Genomic DNA, 21,145 nt, shown 5'->3' with positions numbered 1-21,145 from the left:
TAAGTAAACAAAGAGCCTCTGTGAAGAGGCTCTGCCGACAATTAACCGAGTACAACAACAACGTCGTTGACGCTGCCATCAGCTTGAACTGGAACAGCATTACCGGTGATAAGCTCACCGTTAACAGTGATTGATTTAACGCCTTTGCTCACTGAGCTCGGGTTTTCAACTTTGATGTTGTAAGTCGCACCTAGCCATTGACGAGTTACCTCGAAACCAGGCCAATCCGTTGGGATACATGGATCAATCGTTAGACCATCGAAGCCAGTGCGTACACCAAGGATAAAGTTGGTTACCGCAAAGTATGCCCAGCCAGATGTACCTGTTAGCCAAGGGTGGTTTGCACGGCCATGGTCTTGGTGATCGCGACCCATGATGAACTGAACGTATGAGTATGGTTCTGCAATACGTTTTTCGATGATGTCATTTTGGTTGTATGGGTTAAGTGCGTCGTAGAACTTCATTGCACGGTCACCACGGCCAAGCTTCGCTTCAGCAACCCATGCCCATGGGTTAGGGTGTGAGAAGATAGCGCCGTTCTCTTTCACGCCTTGGTATACGCGAGTTACAAAGCCAATATCATCGTTTGGTGTCGCGAATGATGGTGAGTTTAGATGTAGGCCGTATTCAGAGAATAGGTTTTCATCTACTGCATCCATCGCTTTCTCGCCACGCTCCTGAGAAACCGCACCAGAAAGAACGGCTAGGGTATTTGACTCTAGGTGTACACGGCCTTCAGCTTGTTGTGCAGTACCAATCTTATCGCCGTTCTTAGTTAGACCACGAATGTACCAACCGCCTTCTTCATCCCAAAGGTGACTTTCACATGCTTCACGAACGTTCGCTGCCATTTCAGTGTACTTAGCGACATCTTCATTTTTATCAAGGAACTTAGCGAGGTCGATAAACTCTTGTAGCGCCCAGAAATGTAGGAATGACACCATTGATGATTCACCGCCACCTAGGTTTAGACAGTCATTCCAGTCTGCGCGAAGACCTTTACAGATACCAGTTTGGCCTACGTACTCAGCAGAGAAATCTAGCGCTGCTTTCATGTGTTCATAAACAGACGCATCACCGCCGTCTGCGTATGGAATCACTTCATCAAAGAAGCTGTGCTCACCAGTTTCCATTACGTACTTACAGATAGTTGGAACTAGCCATAGGTGGTCATCAGAACAGGTATCTTCAATACCGTGGATCTTGTCATCGTCTGATGGTGTAGGAACAACAGTTGGAGATTTAGATGGTGCGACATCGGCCTTCTCTGGATCGAACCAATCTGGATCAAACAGGTGAAGACCGTAACCCGCTTTCACCTGACCACGTAGCAGGTCAACGATACGCTTACGCGTCATTGCAGGGTTGGCATGTGGAACAGAAATCGCGTCTTGCGCAGTATCGCGGTAACCAAGACCGGTACGTCCACCAACTTCAATAAATGAAGCGAAACGAGACCATACAACACAGGTTTCTGCTTGGTAGAGTGTCCAAGCGTTGATCATAGTGTCTAGACCTTCGTTTGGAGACTTCACTTGGAATTTCTCACAACGTTCATTCCAGTGCTGTTTAATGCCAGCAAATGCAGCATCAACATTAGCAAGATCTTGGTACTTCTCACGTAGGCGCTCACCATTGCCTTTACCTATACCTAGAATGTAAGCAAAGCGTACTTCTTCACCCGGCTGGATAGTGAACTGCTTGTGTAGTGAACCACAATGGTTGTAACAAGTTTGCGCTGTGTTCGAACACTTACCTTGCTCTACTGCGATTGGGTTTGCTTCATCGCGGTATAGACCTAAGAAGCTATCACGTTGGCCATCGTATGAGTCTGGGCTAAATGTTGAAGCTAGGTAGTAGAAACCTTCAAACTCATTGGTGTTGTAGTAAAGGTCGTATTCGATCACGCCTTCACGGTACTCAGTCCCCGCAGAGTAAAGAGACATCTGATGGTTTTGGTTATCAGATTGAATGTGGCTAAATGAGAACTCAACAAATGAGAACGCACTGATTGTACGTGGCTTGTCAGAGGTGTTCTTAATCACCACATCCCATACTTCTGCATCTTCACCTTTAGGCACGAACAGTGTTTTCGTTGCCGAGATACCGCTGTAGTCACATTTGAATTTTGAGTAAGAAAGACCGTGACGAACTTCGTAGCTAGCCTCGTCTAAGCTTTTTGCTACTGGTTGCCAAGAGATTGACCAGTAATCACCAGTTTCATCATCACGTAGGTATACATAGTGTCCAGGGCGGTCAAACGTTGCGTTCGGACGGAACTTAGTAACACGGTTATACTCTGGAGAGTTGTAGAAAGAGTAGCCTCCAGCGTTGTGTGAGATAACGGTACAGAACTTTTCTGTGCCTAAGTAGTTAGTCCATGGCGCAGGGACGTCAGGGCGAGTAATGACGTATTCGCGATTGTCGTTATCGAAATAGCCGTATTTCATGTTAATTTCCTTTTTACCAAGCTACCAGTGGGGTAGCCAAAACTTTAAGCTAGTGAAAACTGCGAATGGATACCATTCGCTCAGTTGTTATTTCCACGGTTGGCGGTATTCAATCTCTTGTTTATCAAGTAGAACTAAATGACTCTTCAACCGTGATAGATAATCTTCCCAATCCCGCACTGGCTTTTCGGTCCAACAGGCTTCTGCCATAGCGGTCAATCTTGGGAAAATCATGTAATCCATGCGAGATTGGGTCGTGACAATCTCACTCCATAAAGCACATTGAATGCCTAAAATACGTTTACGAATTGGGTCATGTTCAGGAACCTGAGCCAGTGGTTCGTAGCGATATGCGCTTTCTAACGGAATCACCGCAGCCCAATCGACACCAGGCTCCTCCGGACTATAGTCTTGAGTCATATCTAGATATGTTGACTGACCCGGCTGCAAGATCACATCGAAGCCTTGTTTGGCGCAGTTAAGCGCAGCTTCTTCGCTAAGCCATGAATAAATCACCGTATCTTTGCTGACTTTGTCGCCATGTTGCGCTTCTTCCCAGCCGACCATACGTTTGCCAAGTGAACGAAGCTTTTTCTCAGCGTAGCGAAGTAGGTGGCCTTGAAGCTCCTTAGCACTTTGGTAGCCTTCCTGCTTCATCAATGCTTGGCAGGCAGGGCTTTCAAGCCAAACTCCATCAGGTACTTCGTCTGCGCCGATATGAATCCAAGTAGAAGGGAATAGTTCTGCGACTTCTTCTAATACTTTATCTAAGAACAGATAGGTTCCTGGTAGCGCAGGAGAAAGCACATTGTCGTTGTAGTGCTGGATACTGCGGTATTGAGAACGATCTTCCGGATCAGCAAGTAGTTCAGGTAGTGATTTGATTGCCGCGCGGCAGTGACCGGGGATATCGATCTCTGGGATGACGTTAATGCCTCGCTCTTGCGCATAGGCGATCACTTCTTTGATCTCTTCCTGGCTGTAATAACCACCGTACACATCCGCTAAATGGCTGTATTGCGGTTCGAGTGCTGTTTGAGTACCGCGGTAAGCGCCAGCAGACGTCAGCTCTGGCAGTGATTTGATTTCAATGCGCCACCCTTCATCGTCTGTAAGGTGCCAGTGAAAGGTATTGAATTTGTAGTGAGCAAGTTGATTGATCAGTCGCTTAACCATTTCGAGTGAATGGAAGTGGCGAGCACAGTCCAGCATCATGCCACGGTATTTAAAACGTGGGCGATCGATAATTTTAAGATAAGGGATCGAAAGGTTGTTTTGTTCGTCCACTTTAATTAATTGGATCAGAGTTGCACTTGCATGGACAAAGCCTGAGCGAGAACCAGACTCTAGTCGAGCGCCTGAGCTGTTGACCGTTAATTGGTATTCCCCTTCATCAAGTGTTGGGTTGTTGCGATAGACAATGTCACTTTGACCAATCGCTGGCGCAGTGAAGTCATATAATTGCGTTAGCTCTTGTTGTAACCAAGTTGCTGCTTTTTCAGCCAGCGATGTCTGAAGAGTAATCTGGCTTGAGTGAGTAAGAGAGAAATGGCCCTCTTGAACTTCGATGTGATTCGGCTTTGGAATCAAGGCTAGCTCACTTGGTTTGGCCTGCGGGAGTTCGCTGCGTTCACGGTAAGGTGAAGCTAAAGCAATTGGGGTTAGGGTGACTGGGTATTTATTTTCGCCGCCATCAGCCACAATCAATGCGTCTTTAAAGCCGTCGGTATAAAAACGCAGTGGAGCGGTACCAATGCTAAATTCACAATAGTAATGTTGGTTCGCTGCTAGGCAGTCGACGTCGGGCTGCACGGTGCAGAAGCTACCAATTTGTTCCACTTCACCGTGAGTAAAACTGTCAGGTAAAATAAAGCGATCAATGATGAATTGTAGGCACCAGTCGGTTAAATCCTTGTCACTTAGGTTATGAATAGTTAGGCCGAAGCGGCAAAATTGTTTTTGCTCGGAAAGTACTGCAAGTTCAACGCGGTAGCTCATAGTTCTCGTCCTTAATACAAATTATGTTCAGGCTTGCCTGCAAACATAAGAGCGCCTTCAATTGCATCAAACTGAGGTTCAACAACCCAAGCTTGTACGGGTGGAGATAGCCACGCTTTGATTCGTTCAGCGATACTACCCATTAAACAGATACGCGTGGCTCCTTTACGATTCAGTGCAACAAGAAACATCTCTATATCAGCAGCTGTTTGTTGCAGCATTTTGATCGCTAATGGATCGCCTTGATCGGCATGTTGGAAAATCGCAGGTGAAAACTGACCGTAATCGCGAGGCAGTGCGCTTTTTGACCATGCGACGATTTGATCGACATCGTGGTTAAAGTGAGCCATTACATGTTGAGAAAGTGGTGTTTTCTCAATGATATCGTCTTGTGCGAGTAGTACTTGCTGGATCAGATGAAGGCCCATCACCGCGCCACCACCTTGATCGGAAATTGGGAACTCTCGGCCACCAACAACGTGCTGTGTGCCACCCGCTAGGTATATGCCGCACGAACCGGTACCTGCAATCATGATCGCGCCTTCATCACCATTATGCGCACCAACACATGCACCGTAAGCGTCAGTATTGAGTACCATAGAGGCAAATGGGTGAGCCAAAGCCATAAATTGCTGCCAAGCTGACTTTTGCTCTGCGCCTGCCAAAGCAAGGCCTACGTGCATGGAACCAAAATCAGACTCACTTAGGTCGCCTTGTTTAGCCGCTTGAGTAATCGCATCGACAATTGACGTCATTGCGACATCGATGCCTAATAAAATATTGGCGCTACCACTTTTGGCTTCGCCGATAAACTCGCCGCTTTCAGTACGAATACGTGCGCGGCAAGAAGTACCACCGCCATCAATGCCAACATAGTAAAGGGTCATTGTTGCTCTCCCTTAGCGATGAAGTAAGTAGAGTGGTTAAGAATCGCTAGTAGGTACCAAGCGCCGTGAGGGATCCATTGCTCACCCCAGCGCCAATTCTGCAGCATGTCATCTTTCTGTTTCGGTGGGTTGAAGGCGATGTCTTCTTCATCCTCAAATCCACCAGTAATGCCGTTGCAAACACCACCTTTGGCATTGAAAAAGCCAAGATCAGGCAGGTAGTCCGGATTGTTATACCCGTGACCATCCAGCATGCACATATGGTACGGGTTTAGGCCTAAAATCCAGTTGAGGCAATCTTGTGAGAAAGTCATCAGTTGCTGTTTCAGTGCCGGATCTTGCAGGTATGGTAAGGCAAAGAAAACCATGCTGCTTAGAGAGCCTAAACGTGCATTTTCACCTTGCCACCAATACCCTGTTTCGTTGTTATGTGCGACAAAGAAGGCATCACGTTTATCACTATCAACCGCTTTGACATATTGGCGTGGGTAACCAAATGGGTTCGCTACGTGGGAAGTTATCGCCAGTTCAAATTGCAGTGCTTGAGTCACGGTATTGAGTGCAGCTGCGTAAAGCGCTTCATCAGATTCAATTGCGAGGTATTCACATAGGGCGATGACAGGTAAGCCAGCTTCAGCTGCGTGATAATATGGACGACTGCCATCACTATTGGCTGACCAGAAGTGATTAAACTGCTCATCAGAGTATTGGCGCTGCTGAAGTTTCTCGCTCCAAACACGCGATTCTGTTAGAAATTCAGCGTTGTTAGTGCTCTTGTATAATTCGATGGCAGCAAGCAAAGCACAGTACTCATCGATAATGTTCTCTTCACCGTCGTTTAAGTACTGATGGTTGTGCTCTTTTAAGTGCCAGTAACCGCGAGTTGCGGCATCTAAGTAATCACTGGATTGGAATTCACCATGTTCAGCTTGGCGTGCTGCAGCGGCTAAAGCTGCAATCGCAACGCCACCACCTTGTCGGTACGCCGCTTGATAATCTTCCGACTTAATGCCTTCTTGGGTCGCATAGGCACAGATTTCGCGTTGCTTGATGTCTTTCGACCATTTGTCGAATACCGTCATGTAGAAGAAACCGGTTTCATCTTGCATGCGGACCAAGAAATCAGCGCCGAATAGCGCTTCTTCGGTCAGGCGAACTTTAGAAAATAGCGGGACGTTATCATTGTCGCTAATGAGCTCGGCACCTTTAAACATATTCCACACAACCATTGGAATTTGTTGCGGGTTAAGGTAGTTGGCGTATGAAAGGTGGCTTAGGTATTTACTCACGTCACCTGAGGCATCATACCAACCGCCATGGACGTCAGCAGTTTTGTCTGAACCAAGCAATGGAGCTTGACGATCTTGCTGGTCAAAACGGCCACCACATCGCTGAGACTTAAAGTAATGTAGAACGTCTGAGAAGGTATTTTTCAATAGTAAGCCTTCAGCGACCTGAAATATTTCAGAGCGTAAATTGTCGACTCTTAGGTAGTAACGTCCAGTTTGTTCAAAGTGGGAAAATTCGATGCGAAAAAAATTCCCTTGGTGCCAGTTGGCGACCTTAGTACCCTTATTGATACTAAAAGACGCTACAGTTTGATGACTGTCAGCACAGACTAACAGCGCAGTGGTAGAAGAAAGTCGTGGCTTACGTGTCATCAAAACGGCCTGCTTAGGCCCAAGGGCTTCATAACCAATATGGTTAGTAAGTAGCAGCATCAAAATCTCCGAAATTAATATGTTATAGGTCTAGTTGAAGCGCCAAGAGCTGAGGCCCTTGGCGTAGGTTATTAATTTTCGTATAGGTAACAACGGACAAAGTGGTTTTCAGACAGCTGAGTTACTGCTGGTAATTGTTCACGACACTTGTCTGATGCGTGTTGGCAGCGGCCTGCAAATGGACAGCCAGCAGAAGCAGGAGTCCAAAGAGGGATTTCCCCTTTGTTGCCTTTCAGCTTCTCATGGATCGATTTGCTTGGATCTGGTACCGCTGAAACCAAAAGTTGGGTGTATGGGTGTTGCGGGTTATGAATGATCTCATCAGTGTCACCCCATTCCACCATATGGCCCACATACATAACCGAAAGATCTTCAGCGATGTAACGTGCGGTTGCGATATCATGCGTGATGTAAAGCAGAGACATCTGCTTTTCAAATTTCATCTCTTCCATCAGGTTTAAAACGCCCGCACGGATTGATACATCAAGCATCGACGTCGGTTCATCTGCCAATACCACTTCAGCGCCAACAGCAATGTTACGAGCAAGGTTTACACGCTGACGTTGACCACCAGAAAGTTGGTGAGGGAACTTCTGCGCTGTCTCTTTTGGCGGTATCAAACCTACTTGTTCTAGTAGATCGTACACGCGTTCTTCCTGCTCTTTCTTATTGCGTGGGTCGACTTTTTTGTGGATCAGCAGTGGACGTAAAATATGGTGAAAGATGTTATGAGTTGGGTTAAGCGAACCAAATGGGTCCTGCCATACCATCTGCACACCTTCACGGTAATTCATGACATCAGAACGTGAAGTGATGTTTTGAATATCACGCCCTTTGTATTCGATGGTGCCTGACGTTGGTGCGTACATTTTGGCAATCATCTTCGCGGTGGTCGATTTACCAGAACCAGACTCACCCACAACAGCAAGGCCGCGACTTTTATACATTTTGAAAGACACGTCATTGATTGCACGCATCATAGGTTGTTGTAAGGAATTACTATTGATCGGGAAATCCTTAATTAGGTTTTTTCCTTCGACTAGTAGTTCACCAAATTCTTTGCTCATGATTGTCTCCAGTAATCTTTATTATTATTTCTCAATCGCTTTCTAGAGCTTCGCCTGAGCGATTGGCTCACCATATAGGTGGCAGTTTGAGAAACGATTTGGCTCAATTTGTCTTAGCTGAGTAGGGACGCGAGTACAAGCTTCATGAACACGGTCACAGCGAGCTTGGAAACGACAGCCTTGAGGTATCTCTAAAAGGTTTAGAGGGTTACCTGGAATCCCTGTTAGCTTAGTTTTAGGGCCTGTTAATGGAGGGAAAGAACTACCCAAACCTTTCGTGTATGGGTGGAAAGGGCTTTCCAAGATCTCTTTTGATGGCGCAACTTCGATCAGTTCACCAGAGTACATGATGCCGATGCGGTCTGAGAATTCGACCATCAAAGAAAGATCGTGAGTAATGAATAGGATAGAGAAACCAAACTCTTCTTTTAGCGCATAAATCTTTTGTAGGATTTCCCGTTGTACAACCACATCTAGTGCAGTTGTTGGCTCATCCATGATGATCATTTTCGGGTTAAGCGCGAGTGCAATCGCAATAACTAGGCGCTGACGCATACCACCAGAAAACTGGTGAGGGTAGTCATTAAGACGGCTAGGGTGAATATCAACGATTTCCAATAGACCTTCAGCGCGCTTACGTGCTTGTTCACGAGTCATGTTGGTATGACGCATGATTACGTCGCAAAATTGGTCTTCCATTGTCAGTACTGGGTTTAGCGCGTTCATCGCACTTTGGAACACCATGGACATCTCACTCCAGCGGAACGCCTGCATATGCTCATCGCTGTATTTCAGAATATCTTCACCGTTGAAGATTACCTCACCACCAGTAATAAATGCTGGCGGCTTGTGAAGGCGCATTAGTGAGAATGCGACGGTTGATTTACCACAGCCTGACTCGCCTGCTAGGCCGAAAACTTCGCCTGGTGCAATATCAAAGCTCACATTGTTACAGGCACGGACGTCGCCCGCTTCTGTAATATAGTCAACGCATAAGTTGCGGATAGAAATGAGTGGTGCTGTCATGATTATTTATCTCCGCTCCAAAGTGCATTTTGAGGTGGTAGTTCTGGCTCACGCTCTTTTTGGTCTTGTGCTGCTAGCTTCTTCCAACGCTTCATTCCTTTGTGCGAACGAAGTTGTGGGTTAGCAATTTCATCAACTGCGAAGTTTAGGAGTGCTAGGCCAGTAACTAGAACTGTTAGTGCGATACACGGTGCAACAACTTCCCACCATGCGCCAATTAGCATTGCAGATGATGTTTGTACGTTGTACAGCATGATGCCCCAACTGATGGTGCTTGGGTCGCCTAGACCTAGGAATGAAATAATCGACTCCATACCAATTGCGTACATTACTGAACCAATGAAGCTTGCGCCTACGATTGGGATTAGATTCGGTAGAATCTCAACGAAGATGATTCGGAATGAAGACTCACCTAATACTTCAGCGGCTTTTACGAACTCTTTTTCACGTATCGCTAAAGTCTGAGAGCGTATTACCCTCGCACCCCAAGCCCAGGAGGTACAACCAATTATGATAGCAATGGTGAGTGGGCCTGCTTCTCCGATGAATGCAGCAAGAACGAACAGTAGTGGATATTGCGGAATTACCAGCATGATGTTCATCGCAGCAGTGAGCACGTCATCAACGCGACCGCCAAAGTAACCGGCTGAGATACCGATGATTGTTGCTAAGAAACAGACTGTTAGGCCGGCACCAAAGCCCACACCTAGCGAGATACGTGCACCGTAAACTAGCTGTGACCAAATGTCACGGCCCATGCGGCTTGTACCCAAAATGTGATCCGCTTTCTTTGACATGATCATAGTGCGGCGGTCAGTTGCCAAGTTTTTAGCGATCCAACCATCTGGGTTTGCTTGAGCTGATTTTACGATATAGCTTGGGTATTCGTGTGGGTTACCCGTACGTTTATCAGGAGCATGCTTAGCGATAAGTGGCGCAGCAAGAGCCATAAAGATAAACAATGAAACAATCACTAAGCCTACGCATGCGTATGCGTTACCAAGAATAAGTTTGAATAGGTTTTTCATAATTATTTCCCTCCCTTACGAAGGCGAGGATCTAGAACAACGTAAAGCATGTCGGCAATAAGGTTAAATGACAGCATGAATAGCGTCATGATGATTAACTGCCCTTGCAGTACTTGATAATCGCGAGCGTGGATAGCATTAAGAAGAACCGTACCAAGACCTGGGTAGTTAAAGATGATTTCAATGATTAACTGACCACCGATTGCCATACCTAACGACATAGATAGAGCGGTGACACTTGGCAGTAATGCGTTACGAGCTGCGTAGTTGAAGACGACGCGGTTTTCACTTAGGCCCTTACCTTTTGCCATTGTGATGTAGTCTTCAGCCAGTAGGTTGATCATGTTGTTACGCATGTTCACTAGGAAGCCGCCGACTTGGATAATAGATGCACAGAAAAGAGGCAACACGGCGTGATAAGCTACGTCTTTATAGAACGCCCAGCTCGTCCAGTCTGGCACTGTGCCTGCAGTGTAAGCGTATCCTGTAGGAAACCATTTCAAGCCAATTGCGAAAATAAACAATGCTAGCATTGCAATTACTACTTGAGGCACTGCCTGAATAATTAGCATTCCTGGTGTAACAAACGCATCGTATTTACTACCGCGTTTCCAAGCTGCGAAAATACCGAGGATCGAACCTAGCGAGAAAGAAAGGATAACCGCAGAGCCCGCTAAGAAGAGAGACCAACCGAAAGCACCGCCCAGTAGTTTATTTACTGATAGCGGGTAGAACTGGATAGAAGTACCTAGCTCCCAGCTCAAAATATTTTTCATGTAGGTAATATATTGTGTAAATAGACCGCCATCGACAAAGCCTAGTAGCTCTTTCATAGCAGCAATACGTTCCGGTGTTACCTGTACCGAAGCGTTAGCAAACATCATGGTGACCGGATCGCCCGGCATCGCACGAGGAATAATAAAGTTTAGTGTCGCAGCAACTAATAACGCGACAAAGTAAAACGACAAACGTCTTAAAAAATAACCCATAACTCACACCTTACAGACCCAGATTTTCCCTGTTTCTGGTTTCAGGTCGCTCCTAGTGAAAACTCAAATTTGGAGCGAATAATCCCCTGACGACAGGCGCCATATTGTAAATAACTCATAGAGTGGGGGATTGAGTGGCGCACAGAGTGTGCGCCACGAGATAGAACAACTACTTATTTAACTGGTTTTAGGTCCAGTACTTGAAGTAAACGCTCTGGGATACCTGCCCAAATGTTTGGACGACCTTTTGGATTGTCTTCGTTCCACCAACCTGTAAAGCGAGTTGTGTTGTATTGGAACATGTATGCACCAGACATCACTGGAATCGTTACTTGGTCAGCGGCGATGATTTGCTGGATGCCGTGAGCGATTTCAAGTTGCTCGTTCTTATCAGCCGTTTTGTAGAAGCTGTTTAGAAGATCATCTAGCTTTTTGTTCTTGTAGAAGTGCATCGCGAAGCGTGGCATACCTTCACCAGATTGAAGTGCTGAGTTGTAAGCACTATTCCAGTAAGTGTATGGATCTGCACCGTGGAAGTAGTTTGTGTAAGCTACATCATATGTGCCTTCTAGCATTGCTTGGTTGTATACCGAGAAGTCAGGTGTACGAGCCTTAGCTTTAATGCCTACTTCAGCGAGTTGCTCAACGGCTAGTTGAACAGTGTTATTGAAGTCCGTCCAACCGTTTGGTGATTGAATTAGAAGTTCGAAAGATTTACCAGATGGAGTGTCAACAAAACCGTCATTGTTGACATCTTTAAATCCAGCTTTCTTAAGCAGCTCTTTAGAACCCTCAACATTGTACGTGTTGTAGCGTTTGTACTTGTTGTGTACTTTTTCGTCAGACCAAGCTTCAAATGCGTAGCCCAGACCTGATGCGAAGTCATTCACTGTACCGCCACCGTAGAATGCGATATCAATAATAGTTTGACGGTCAAGAGCCATTGAGAACGCACGACGGAAGTCAACGTTAGTTAGCGCTTCTCTTTTCGCTGGATCAGGGTCTTTGAAGTTAACCATGAATGCTTGAGTACCTGCTGGCGGGTACCAGTAGTGATGATTAGGACTTGCTGCTGCGTAAGTGCGGTCGATGTCAGGAATGAACGAAGAAGACCAGTCCAGTTCGCCGTTAACAACTTTACCTAGGAATTGATCGTTGTTCGCGATCTGTGGAACACGTAGACAATCAACATCTAGGTTGTCAGCATCCCAGTAGTAGGGGTTAGCACACTGAATGTACAGTTGCGGTGTAAATGTATCAATTTCAGTAAACGGACCCGAACCTACTGGGTTTTCGTTCGTAAACGTCGAAGGGTCTTTAACGTTCTTCCAAATATGCTCAGGTACAACAGGTACTTTAGCAATTTCGTAAGGAACATTTGAGTTCGCTTCTGTTAGGTTAAATTTGACTTGGTAGTCGTTTAGTTTCTCAACAGAAGATACCCAAGAGTTGATACCACTTTGGTCTAATTCTGGCTTCTCTTTAACTAGATTGAAAGAGTAAACCACATCATTAGCATCAAAAGTTTCGCCATCTGACCACTTCACGCCCTTACGAATATCGAAAATTACGCTCTTTAAGTCGTCAGACATTTTAAAGTTTTCTGCTAAACGGAATACTGGCGTGTTGCCGTGCATTTCGTTGAAAACAACTAGCGGCTCATAAAGGAAGTCAGTAGTTGTATGTAAGTTGGTCGCACCAAGGTACGGGTTAAAGTTACGAACAAAAGTTGTATATTCTTTAGGGTGGATCGTTAGTTCACTGCGTTCAGCTGCTGCTGCAACAGATGTGAATCCAGTTGCTGCTGTTGCAATAATTGCTGTTGCTAGTGCTGTTTTTTTTATGTTGGCAAGCATAGCTGTTCCTTACTATTTGCTTTCATTTCACTTATGTGGATGGAATGTCATCAATTGATAAACACTCACTAAGGCCTACCTCTCTGTCTGAACATCTTCCGGTGGAGGTTGAGGTTCGAGAGTGGCCTGTAGGCCTTAGGCACAGTAAGAAAACACCTTAACGTTAATTTTCGCAATTGCTATTCCCGTTAAAACCGTTAAAACACTATCTAGCATCGTTAATTCCGTTGAAAAATTTGATTTTGTTGTTTTTTTGTTCGAATTTTTCACTTTGAACTGAGTCGCATAAAACCCTACCTTAGAACTTTTATGTGAGTGGTTACTTACTCTTTAAGGTTTTACTAACAATGTTTTTTTTGGTGGTTGATTATCTTGAGATCTCGATCACTGGTGAGAATTGGTGTTAATTTATGTGCCTAAATAAAAACTGCCGTCTTGTTGTGATTGTCTTCGCAATATGAACTCTTTTTATCCAATTAACGCGATTTTAGGCAGATTTAGACGCCCTATGGACGCTTATATACCGCTGCTGGTTGACGTGAAATAGTGTTGTTTCACGCAGCGTAATAACTATAAGTGAAGGCGATATTGGTGATTTCTAGCCATAAAGAAGCCCGCACATGGCGGGCTTCTTTGTTGAGTGTTGGGATTTTCTTTAATTGGTGAGCAAGTGTTGTAGTTTATCGCGGAGTGCTTCGATATGGCTGCGTTCAGGGCTTTGCTCATTACAGTGCTCTAAGATGTAATCTAGAGAGCTCAAAACCGTTCTCCAGCGCGGGGTTTTTGGCAAAGTTTCTGGGCGTAGATACTTATCAAGAGTTCGTGTCTGTAAGGTACTACGGTCAAGGTATACACGCCATAAACCGCTCTGCTCTGCGAATGCGAACTTGGTTTGCCCTGTGACTGATTCCCAATAGTTTAGTGCACTTGTCATGGCCTCTACTAGAACCTCACGCATAATGTCTTGCTTAGACTTACTATCACTTGCGACGCGTTCCGCTAGGCGGGTAAATTCGCCCCCCAGCTCTTTTAGTTCTTGAAGCTTGGCTTTATCTCCTTCAAAGGCAAAGCTTGAAAGCGCCTCAATTGCGGTCTCTAAATTATTAATACGAGATGCATTTATGCTACCGCCAACATTAAAGATATACATCGACTTCAAGCCCGCACCTTCTGGCAGTTTAAGAATGTCGGCAGAGAGGTGCTGTCTGACATCTTCCACATAGATATCAATAAGGCCACAGTAATGCTCCTGCACGACATTTAAGAACTTAGGTGCGATCAGTTCGTCAGCATTAGAGCGTTTCAACTGCTCTGTCGAACGTTTGAATAGGCGCGAAGCCGCTTCATTAGCAAAGCGAATCTTATTGTCATCTCGAATACAGACAATCGCTTCAGGGGCGGTTTCAAGTTGCTCAAGTAGGCGGCCTTGTGTTTCCAATAAGCTTGCTTCAACCATTGCACGGTGCTTAAGCTCTTGTTGTAGAGACTGATTTTCTAAGCGACGTTGCTCTGCCTTGCTTGCAGTTAGATGAGCGACAATACGAGCAGCCAGTTCTTGCTTATTAAATGGTTTGGATAGGTAATCGTTCGCGCCAGCATTAAAGCCACGTACTCTATCATCGCTTTGGTTTAGTGCCGTCAGCATGATAATTGGAAGTTCTGCGTGATCGTAGCGTTCACGTAACGTTTCACACACTTGGTAGCCACTCATACCTGGCATCATGATATCGAGTAGTACTAACTCTGGTTTCTCTTTTTCGACAGCAGTAATTGCATCATGACCATCTTTAGCTGTTCGTACTCGGTAGCCCTCAATACGTAAGAAACTGCCTAATACTCTTAAGTTGACCGGTTCATCATCAACGACGAGTAATAGAGGACCATCAGGGTTTTCTGGCTGGTTAGCAGATTCTGTTAACTCAATATTTCCTACTTCTGGCGCTTTAAAGTGTGGCGCTTCATACTGGCTAGCGACTTCGATTTGCTCAAGTGAAGCGATTGGTAGAGTAAAGCTAAAGGTAGTACCGACCATTGGCTGGCTGCTGACATACAACGAGCCGTTCATTAACTCAATGAGTTGACGACTGATTGATAGTCCGAGGCCCGCCCCTTGACGGTAACGACTAGAATCATTGCCTGCCTGAATTAACGGTTCGAAGATATGTTCAAGCTGATCGGCTGGGATACCTTGACCAGTATCGACCACTTGTACACGAATATTGTCATCAACCTCAGTAGCCGAAATAACGATCTTACCTTCACTGGTGTATTTGATCGCATTGCCAACTAGGTTATACAGCACTTGCTCTAAGCGCTGAGGATCTGCGCTAACCCAAACTGGTTCATTCGGCACTTGGTTAATGATGCGAATCGGTTTACTGCCCAATAAATGTGAAGAGAGCTCAAGTACGAGGCTGGTTGAACCTGAAAGATCAACCGCACTGGTCTCAATGTCTAAGTTGCCATAGCGCATCTTGTGGTAGTCGAGCAGGTCATCCACCAAGGTGGCGAGCCGTTGGCCGCTACTGATGATGATATCAAGTTGATACTTATGCTCTGAGGTGATGGGCCCATTCGCGCCAGAGGCCAAAGCTTCGGCGATGCCTACCATACCGTGCAGAGGAGTGCGCAGTTCGTGAGAGGTGGTTGCTAAGAATTCATCTTTTAGCTTGTTGGCTAGTTGTAACTCATCATTTTGCTTTTGAATAAGCTTAAGGTTGCTTTCTAGCTCTTCGTTTTGCTGCTTAATGAGCAAGAGCTTTTCACGAATCGAACGTTGCATACGCTCAAAACTAACCGCAAGTCGGCCAATCTCATCTTTGCGTTGAGTATTGGTCATATCTGCATCGAGGTCACCCGCCGAGACTTTTTCCGCAGCCCAAGTCAATTTAAGCAGCGGCGCAGTGATAAAGTTAGAGAGATAATGAGAGGCCATCACTACTAGCAAAATAGCGGTCAACATGGCGAAGATAAACAGCGTTTCGAGTTGATTAACTCGCGCAAAAGCCACATTTTCAGGCACTTCAACAATAATCGCCCAATCAATACCAGTTAGGGAAATTGGACTATAAGCTGCGATGACTGCTTCATTTTCTGTATTGGAATAGGTACCAACATTTGTCTGTCCTGATAGGGCGAGCTCGACCACTTGGCGGCTCTTATCAATATCTTCTTGTTGATAAGCAAGCGTACGAGATTGGTGATCACTGCCGACTAGCAGAGTTTTCATTGAGGCAATGTTGTTGGTGTCAGCGATTAACTTGGTGATGCCATTGTTAGGTAGACGGAATAACGCATAGCTGTGCAAATAGCCTTGTTGGATGATCGGCGCACCGAACCAAGCGACTGATTTGCCTTGCTCTTGAGAGAAGTCAGAAATGACAACCGGAGTAAAATCTTCATTGGTTTTACGTTTTTCTGTTACTAAGCTTTGTAGTTTAGCGAAGGTTTTACCTAAGTTTGCGTCTTTATACTTTCCGGTCAGTAAGTTGGTACCGTAGTTGTCGTACTTATAAATAGAGTAGGTAACGTTACCATCTCTATCGACCAAGAGAATGTCGTCAAAGTCAGAACGTTTAAGTAACTCCTGATACGCCCAGTGATAGCGTTTATGCAGCAGTCGGTAGCGCTCTGTGCCATTGTAGTTGATCGATTGCGGCAATATTGACGTTTTTATTTGATCTCCTGAGCCTTCAATATAGCGCTTTTGAGCATATTGACGTGCTTGTTCGATATCGCCGCCTAGGCTTTGAAAAGCGTTAACCAAACCGTAGAATCGTCCACCACTCGCGAAAGCCAGTTCTGAGCGGACGAATCCCATCACTTCTGACTCTTTGGCATGCAAGTAGTCAATCACTTGCTGCTGTTTGTTATCTCGCACAGAGACTAGGTGAGATGTACTCTGCTCTTGCAGATCTTTAGTGTGAGATTGTAAGAAGAAAATGGCGATAACAGTAAGAGGGGTAATGCTCAAGACGAGAAACGCGAGCATTAAGGTATTCTGCAGACGCTTAAATTTTTGCTTTCGATACAGCTTAAACATGATCTATTTAGACTTTCCGTGAGAATTCAGCTTGCTGCGTCAAATTGCCCATCAACAAGCTAGTTGAAAACGTTATTTTCCTAAGATGACAAAATTAACGAGTTTTTTTACTTTGACAAGTAAGTTGCAAGGAAAGCGTGGAGGTAAGCGCAATTTTAGCGAATTGCGCTGAAGGTTTGCCCAATCAAAGCTGCTCGTTGGGCAGTTGTATTACTTTTTCGCCTGATAGATAGCGAATTTGTTGGTCTTATTTAGCGTCTCGCAATTACCGAATGCTTTTTCAATAATTGGTGGATATTTCAGAAAGCTATTGGCCACAATAAACAGCTGGCCCGCTTTAGCTTGATAGTTTGGCGCTTTGGCAAGTAAGGCCTCAGTCGCACTGTAGCTAGTGTCTAACCCTGCATGGAATGGAGGGTTGCTGATAATAAAGTGATAGTCATTACTAGTATCTGAGTAGACGTCAGAAGCAAATACTTTACCGTTTAAGCCATTGGCTGTTAGTGTTGCTTTGCTTGACTCAACGGCTAATGCGCTAATATCGCACATCTCCAGTTCGATCTCTGGATTGAGTATCGCCATGACACTACCAATAACCCCAGCACCACAGCCAAAGTCGAGCACTTTGCCTGAAAGAGTGGGTAGTGTGTCTAGCAGCAGTTTACTGCCAATATCGAATTCACCATGGCTAAATACGCCCGGTAAGCTTTTGATTGTCAGAGAACTCTCTTTGTAGCTTACTTGGTAGCTCTTGAACCATTCAGTGAGCTCAAAATGTTGCGGTGTTTGTGTACATTGACCCCAGTAAAACGAACAGCGTCGCGCAGAGTCGTATTTGGTGATTGGACCGTAAGGTTTGAACATCTTTTCAATGCTCTTAATACCTGAGCGGTTTTCACCTACGACAACGATTTCAGTGTTTTCCCCAAGCTTGCTCATGAGCATCGCAAGTAAGTACTCAGCCTCAGCCTTAGCCTTTGGCCAGTACAGCAACACCATATCTGCTTGTGTATCTTGATCAAACTCTGCACCAAACACACTTTTGATGTTTGGCTGCGACTCAAGTTGTCTGTAATAACCATAGTTAGTGGTAAACACAGTGACTGAGTGGCAATGATTCGCTAGTTCAACAGGGAAAAGATCTTCGGCTTCTCCAGCAACTAGGACGTGTTTACCTTCAAAGTAAGCAAGTTGTCGCTGAGCAATTTGGCTAGGAGCGATGTAAGCAGACATAATGAACTCGGTGTAAAAAAGTGAGGGAGGATTCTCGCATAATCCTCCCTCCTCGTGTAGTGGTAAATCGCGTTGACTGGCTAGCTACGATCTTGCTGATCTAAGAAGCCCTGAAACTCTTCTTCATAGATATTAAATAGCACCATAGTGATGGCGAAGATCAGCGGGCCGTAAATTAGGCCGATCAAGCCGAATAAGTGCAGGCCACCTAGTAGCGAGAAGAAAATCATTAGAGTACTCATGCCCGCATTGCCGCTGCCCTGCATCAGTAGTGGGCGTAATAGATTGTCTATAGAGCCAACAATGGCGACGCTCCAAACCGTTAAGAAGATAGCCCAAGTTGTATCTCCGGTAACGTATAAGTAGAGAGCAGCAGGAATCCAAATTAGCGCGGTACCAACGACAGGAATAAAGGAAGCAAAACCCATCATTGTTCCCCAAAACAGCCCAGGGAAGCCAGCAAGCCACATACCTAAACCACCGGCAACACCTTGTGCAATGGCAGTGAGGAATGAGCCCATCACAGCTGACTTTGAAACTTGCTCGATTTCATCCAACAGTTTGTCTTCTTGGCTGCGAGAAAGGGGTAAGATGTGACGCATGGCACTGATGATCTTGTCATGATCTCGCAGCAAGAAGAACAGTACGAACAACATTAAGAAGAAATCCATCAGGAAGCTTGTTGCATCACCTAAGATTTTTGCGCTTATCCCGACGAGGTTACTACCAAATGAAGTGGCGAATTGCGCTACTTTCTGAGCGATCTCTTGTGGTTCGATGGTATCAAAAGGTAGGTAGGTATTGACCAGAGATAAGCTTTTCACCACCCACGGGTGTTCGAAAATCGTTTGGATACCACCGTTTGTTACCCACTGATAGACGTTCTGAGAGAAGGTTGAGCCTTGTTGGACTATCGCTGCGAATACAAATAGTAGTGGCACAACGACTATAAAGGTCAGCACAATACACGACAGCAATGAGGTGATGTTATGGTGGTTGGGCAGACGCTTCTCTAGCCACTCATGAATAGGGAACATTAATAAAGAGATGATGAATGCCATAACAATGGAGTTGATGTAAGGCTCTACAAGTAAGAAGCAAGCAAAGCCGGCAGCAAGTAGAGCAACAATCAATACCCAATGACTGGAAGTTATTTTGACCTTATCTGACACAATAGTTGTCCAATGATGCGATTTTATATCAGTATAATGGCTGTAAAATTTCCAGTCTTCAATTCAAAATCAAAAAGCTACCTATGAGGTATTTTATTTATGGGATGTTGTAACAATGAGAAGTGTTCAAGCGAAGCTGTTGCTAAGAGACGTGAGATTCCTTGGTTTAGCGTACTGCTTGCAGCTTTAGTGATCTTGGTGGCACTTAACTGGCAATAAAAAAAAGCTGCACTAGGCAGCTTTTTTATTAGTAAGATGGCGCTGATTAAGCTTCTTGAGCAAGAATAGAAAAGCAGCGGTCTGCCGCTTCTAGCGTTGCTTCAATTTCTTTACTGCCGTGTGCTAGTGAAGTAAAGCTTGCTTCAAATGCTGAAGGTGCTAGGTAAACACCGTGCTTAAGCATTAGGTGGAAGAAGCGCTTAAAGCGTTCTATATCACACTTAGTGACGTCTTCGTAGCGAGTGATTGTCTCTTGCTCAGTGAAGAAGAAACCAAACATACCGCCCACTTGGTTAACAACCAATGGTATACCGTGGCTCTCTGCCAGTGCTTTAAAGCCATCAGCCAGTTGTTTAGTCTTAGAAGCAAGGCGTTTCTCGTTACCTTCTTCTTTTAGTAGGTTAAGACAAGCAAAACCCGCTGCCATTGCAACTGGGTTACCTGAAAGTGTACCTGCTTGGTAAACTGGACCTGTTGGGGCGATGTATTGCATCACTTCTTTACGGCCACCAAACGCGCCTACTGGCATACCGCCACCAATCACTTTACCTAGCGTAGTTAGGTCTGGTTTGATGTTGTAGTAACCTTGAGCGCCACCAAGAGCAACGCGGAAGCCGGTCATTACTTCATCAAAGATGAGTAGTGCGCCTTCCTCATCACAGATTTGACGAAGACCTTCGTGGAAGCCTTCTACTGGTGGAATACAGTTCATGTTGCCCGCAACTGGCTCAACAATGATACAAGCGATTTCACCTTTGTTTGCCGCGAACAGCTCACGTACAGAGTCAAGATCGTTGAACGTTGCGGTTAGGGTATGCTTTGCAAAGTCTGCTGGTACACCTGGAGAGCTTGGTTGACCTAGTGTTAGTGCACCAGAACCTGCTTTAACTAGTAGGCTATCTGCGTGACCGTGGTAACAACCTTCGAACTTCATGATTTTGTCGCGACCAGTGTATCCACGAGCCAGGCGAATCGCACTCATCGTCGCTTCTGTACCTGAGCTCACCATGCGAATTTGCTCCATTGATGGCACTAGCTCTGACACCAGCTCAGCCATAGCGATTTCCATCTCGGTAGGAGCGCCAAAGCTAAGGCCACGCTGCGCTGCATCGATAACTGCTTCACGGATCACAGCATGGTTGTGACCTAGAATCATAGGACCCCAAGAACCAACGTAGTCAATGTACGCCTTGCCATCAGCATCAAAAATCAAAGGGCCATCAGCACGCTCAACGAAAATCGGTGCGCCGCCAACGCCATTAAAAGCACGTACTGGAGAGTTCACTCCACCAGGAATGGTTTGTTGTGCTTTTTGAAATAGATCTGCTGATTTGGTCATGGGATATCCTCTTTTGATTGCTCGGACCAATTTGGCTCGCATTGTACCTGCCCAATCCAATTCAATAAAACGCTTTGCGCCACATTCTGAGTACTTTGGCAGCAAATAGACCAGTTTT

Annotated in this window: 13 protein-coding genes; all 13 read right to left on the bottom strand. The window is 45.5% G+C overall.

From position 1 onward, the window contains the following. Nucleotides 1–41 precede the first annotated feature (41 nt). The 13 genes from ACU01J_RS04335 to hemL all read right to left on the bottom strand — a co-directional run bounded on the left by ACU01J_RS04335 (nt 42) and on the right by hemL (nt 21,027). A complete protein-coding gene (locus tag ACU01J_RS04335) occupies nt 42–2,450 on the bottom strand; it encodes a glycoside hydrolase family 94 protein (RefSeq protein ID WP_481084565.1) in 2,409 nt (802 codons plus the stop codon). An 87-nt stretch (nt 2,451–2,537) separates the two neighbouring features. Then, nucleotides 2,538–4,448, bottom strand: a complete 1,911-nt coding sequence (locus ACU01J_RS04330; protein WP_481084564.1) for a beta-N-acetylhexosaminidase — start codon at nt 4,446–4,448, stop codon at nt 2,538–2,540. An 11-nt stretch (nt 4,449–4,459) separates the two neighbouring features. Beyond that, nucleotides 4,460–5,335, bottom strand: coding sequence for a glucosamine kinase nucleotide-binding domain-containing protein (locus ACU01J_RS04325; protein ID WP_481084563.1), 876 nt, complete (start codon nt 5,333–5,335; stop codon nt 4,460–4,462). Continuing rightward, nucleotides 5,332–7,056 (bottom strand): glycoside hydrolase family 9 protein, encoded by a 1,725-nt coding sequence (locus tag ACU01J_RS04320; protein ID WP_481084562.1) that lies wholly within the window; start codon nt 7,054–7,056, stop codon nt 5,332–5,334. Before ACU01J_RS04320 ends, ACU01J_RS04325 begins: the two co-directional genes overlap by 4 nt. Before the next feature lie 71 nt (nt 7,057–7,127). Further along, nucleotides 7,128–8,123, bottom strand: coding sequence for an ABC transporter ATP-binding protein (locus ACU01J_RS04315; protein ID WP_481084561.1), 996 nt, complete (start codon nt 8,121–8,123; stop codon nt 7,128–7,130). A gap of 42 nt (nt 8,124–8,165) precedes the next feature. Continuing rightward, nucleotides 8,166–9,149 carry an ABC transporter ATP-binding protein gene (locus ACU01J_RS04310; RefSeq protein WP_481084560.1) on the bottom strand — a complete coding sequence of 328 codons (984 nt, stop codon included), beginning with the start codon at nt 9,147–9,149 and terminating at the stop codon, nt 8,166–8,168. 2 nt (nt 9,150–9,151) lie between these two features. Beyond that, nucleotides 9,152–10,177: an ABC transporter permease gene (locus tag ACU01J_RS04305; protein ID WP_481084559.1), complete on the bottom strand. Its 1,026-nt coding sequence runs from the start codon at nt 10,175–10,177 to the stop codon at nt 9,152–9,154. Between the two features lie 2 nt (nt 10,178–10,179). Next, nucleotides 10,180–11,166, bottom strand: coding sequence for an ABC transporter permease (locus ACU01J_RS04300; RefSeq protein ID WP_481084558.1), 987 nt, complete (start codon nt 11,164–11,166; stop codon nt 10,180–10,182). A gap of 173 nt (nt 11,167–11,339) precedes the next feature. Next, entirely contained in the window at nt 11,340–13,022 is a 1,683-nt protein-coding gene (locus ACU01J_RS04295; protein ID WP_481084557.1) for an ABC transporter substrate-binding protein, read from the bottom strand. Nucleotides 13,023–13,677: 655 nt separating this feature from the next. After that, on the bottom strand, nt 13,678–17,064 hold the full coding sequence (locus ACU01J_RS04290; protein ID WP_481084556.1) for a response regulator: 3,387 nt from the start codon (nt 17,062–17,064) through the stop codon (nt 13,678–13,680). Between the two features lie 210 nt (nt 17,065–17,274). Further along, nucleotides 17,275–18,297 (bottom strand): 16S rRNA (guanine(1207)-N(2))-methyltransferase RsmC, encoded by a 1,023-nt coding sequence (rsmC, locus tag ACU01J_RS04285; protein WP_481084555.1) that lies wholly within the window; start codon nt 18,295–18,297, stop codon nt 17,275–17,277. 80 nt (nt 18,298–18,377) lie between these two features. Beyond that, a complete protein-coding gene (locus ACU01J_RS04280; RefSeq protein ID WP_481084554.1) occupies nt 18,378–19,469 on the bottom strand; it encodes an AI-2E family transporter in 1,092 nt (363 codons plus the stop codon). Nucleotides 19,470–19,734: 265 nt separating this feature from the next. Next, entirely contained in the window at nt 19,735–21,027 is a 1,293-nt protein-coding gene (hemL, locus tag ACU01J_RS04275) for a glutamate-1-semialdehyde 2,1-aminomutase (protein WP_481084553.1), read from the bottom strand. Between the last annotated feature and the right edge of the window lie 118 nt (nt 21,028–21,145).

This window comes from Vibrio sp. 2433-A1 (assembly GCF_056726085.1).
This window is presented reverse-complemented; position numbering and strand designations above follow the sequence as displayed.

Bases quoted from the DNA above. Each gene is read 5' to 3' on its own strand.
- ACU01J_RS04315 (WP_481084561.1), bottom strand. From the start codon at position 8,123: ATGAGCAAAGAATTTGGTGAACTACTAGTCGAAGGAAAAAACCTAATT.
- ACU01J_RS04290 (WP_481084556.1), bottom strand. From the start codon at position 17,064: ATGTTTAAGCTGTATCGAAAGCAAAAATTTAAGCGTCTGCAGAATACC.
- rsmC (WP_481084555.1), bottom strand. From the start codon at position 18,297: ATGTCTGCTTACATCGCTCCTAGCCAAATTGCTCAGCGACAACTTGCT.
- ACU01J_RS04335 (WP_481084565.1), bottom strand. From the start codon at position 2,450: ATGAAATACGGCTATTTCGATAACGACAATCGCGAATACGTCATTACT.
- ACU01J_RS04320 (WP_481084562.1), bottom strand. From the start codon at position 7,056: ATGCTGCTACTTACTAACCATATTGGTTATGAAGCCCTTGGGCCTAAG.
- ACU01J_RS04305 (WP_481084559.1), bottom strand. From the start codon at position 10,177: ATGAAAAACCTATTCAAACTTATTCTTGGTAACGCATACGCATGCGTA.
- hemL (WP_481084553.1), bottom strand. From the start codon at position 21,027: ATGACCAAATCAGCAGATCTATTTCAAAAAGCACAACAAACCATTCCT.
- ACU01J_RS04330 (WP_481084564.1), bottom strand. From the start codon at position 4,448: ATGAGCTACCGCGTTGAACTTGCAGTACTTTCCGAGCAAAAACAATTT.
- ACU01J_RS04295 (WP_481084557.1), bottom strand. From the start codon at position 13,022: ATGCTTGCCAACATAAAAAAAACAGCACTAGCAACAGCAATTATTGCA.
- ACU01J_RS04300 (WP_481084558.1), bottom strand. From the start codon at position 11,166: ATGGGTTATTTTTTAAGACGTTTGTCGTTTTACTTTGTCGCGTTATTA.
- ACU01J_RS04325 (WP_481084563.1), bottom strand. From the start codon at position 5,335: ATGACCCTTTACTATGTTGGCATTGATGGCGGTGGTACTTCTTGCCGC.
- ACU01J_RS04310 (WP_481084560.1), bottom strand. From the start codon at position 9,149: ATGACAGCACCACTCATTTCTATCCGCAACTTATGCGTTGACTATATT.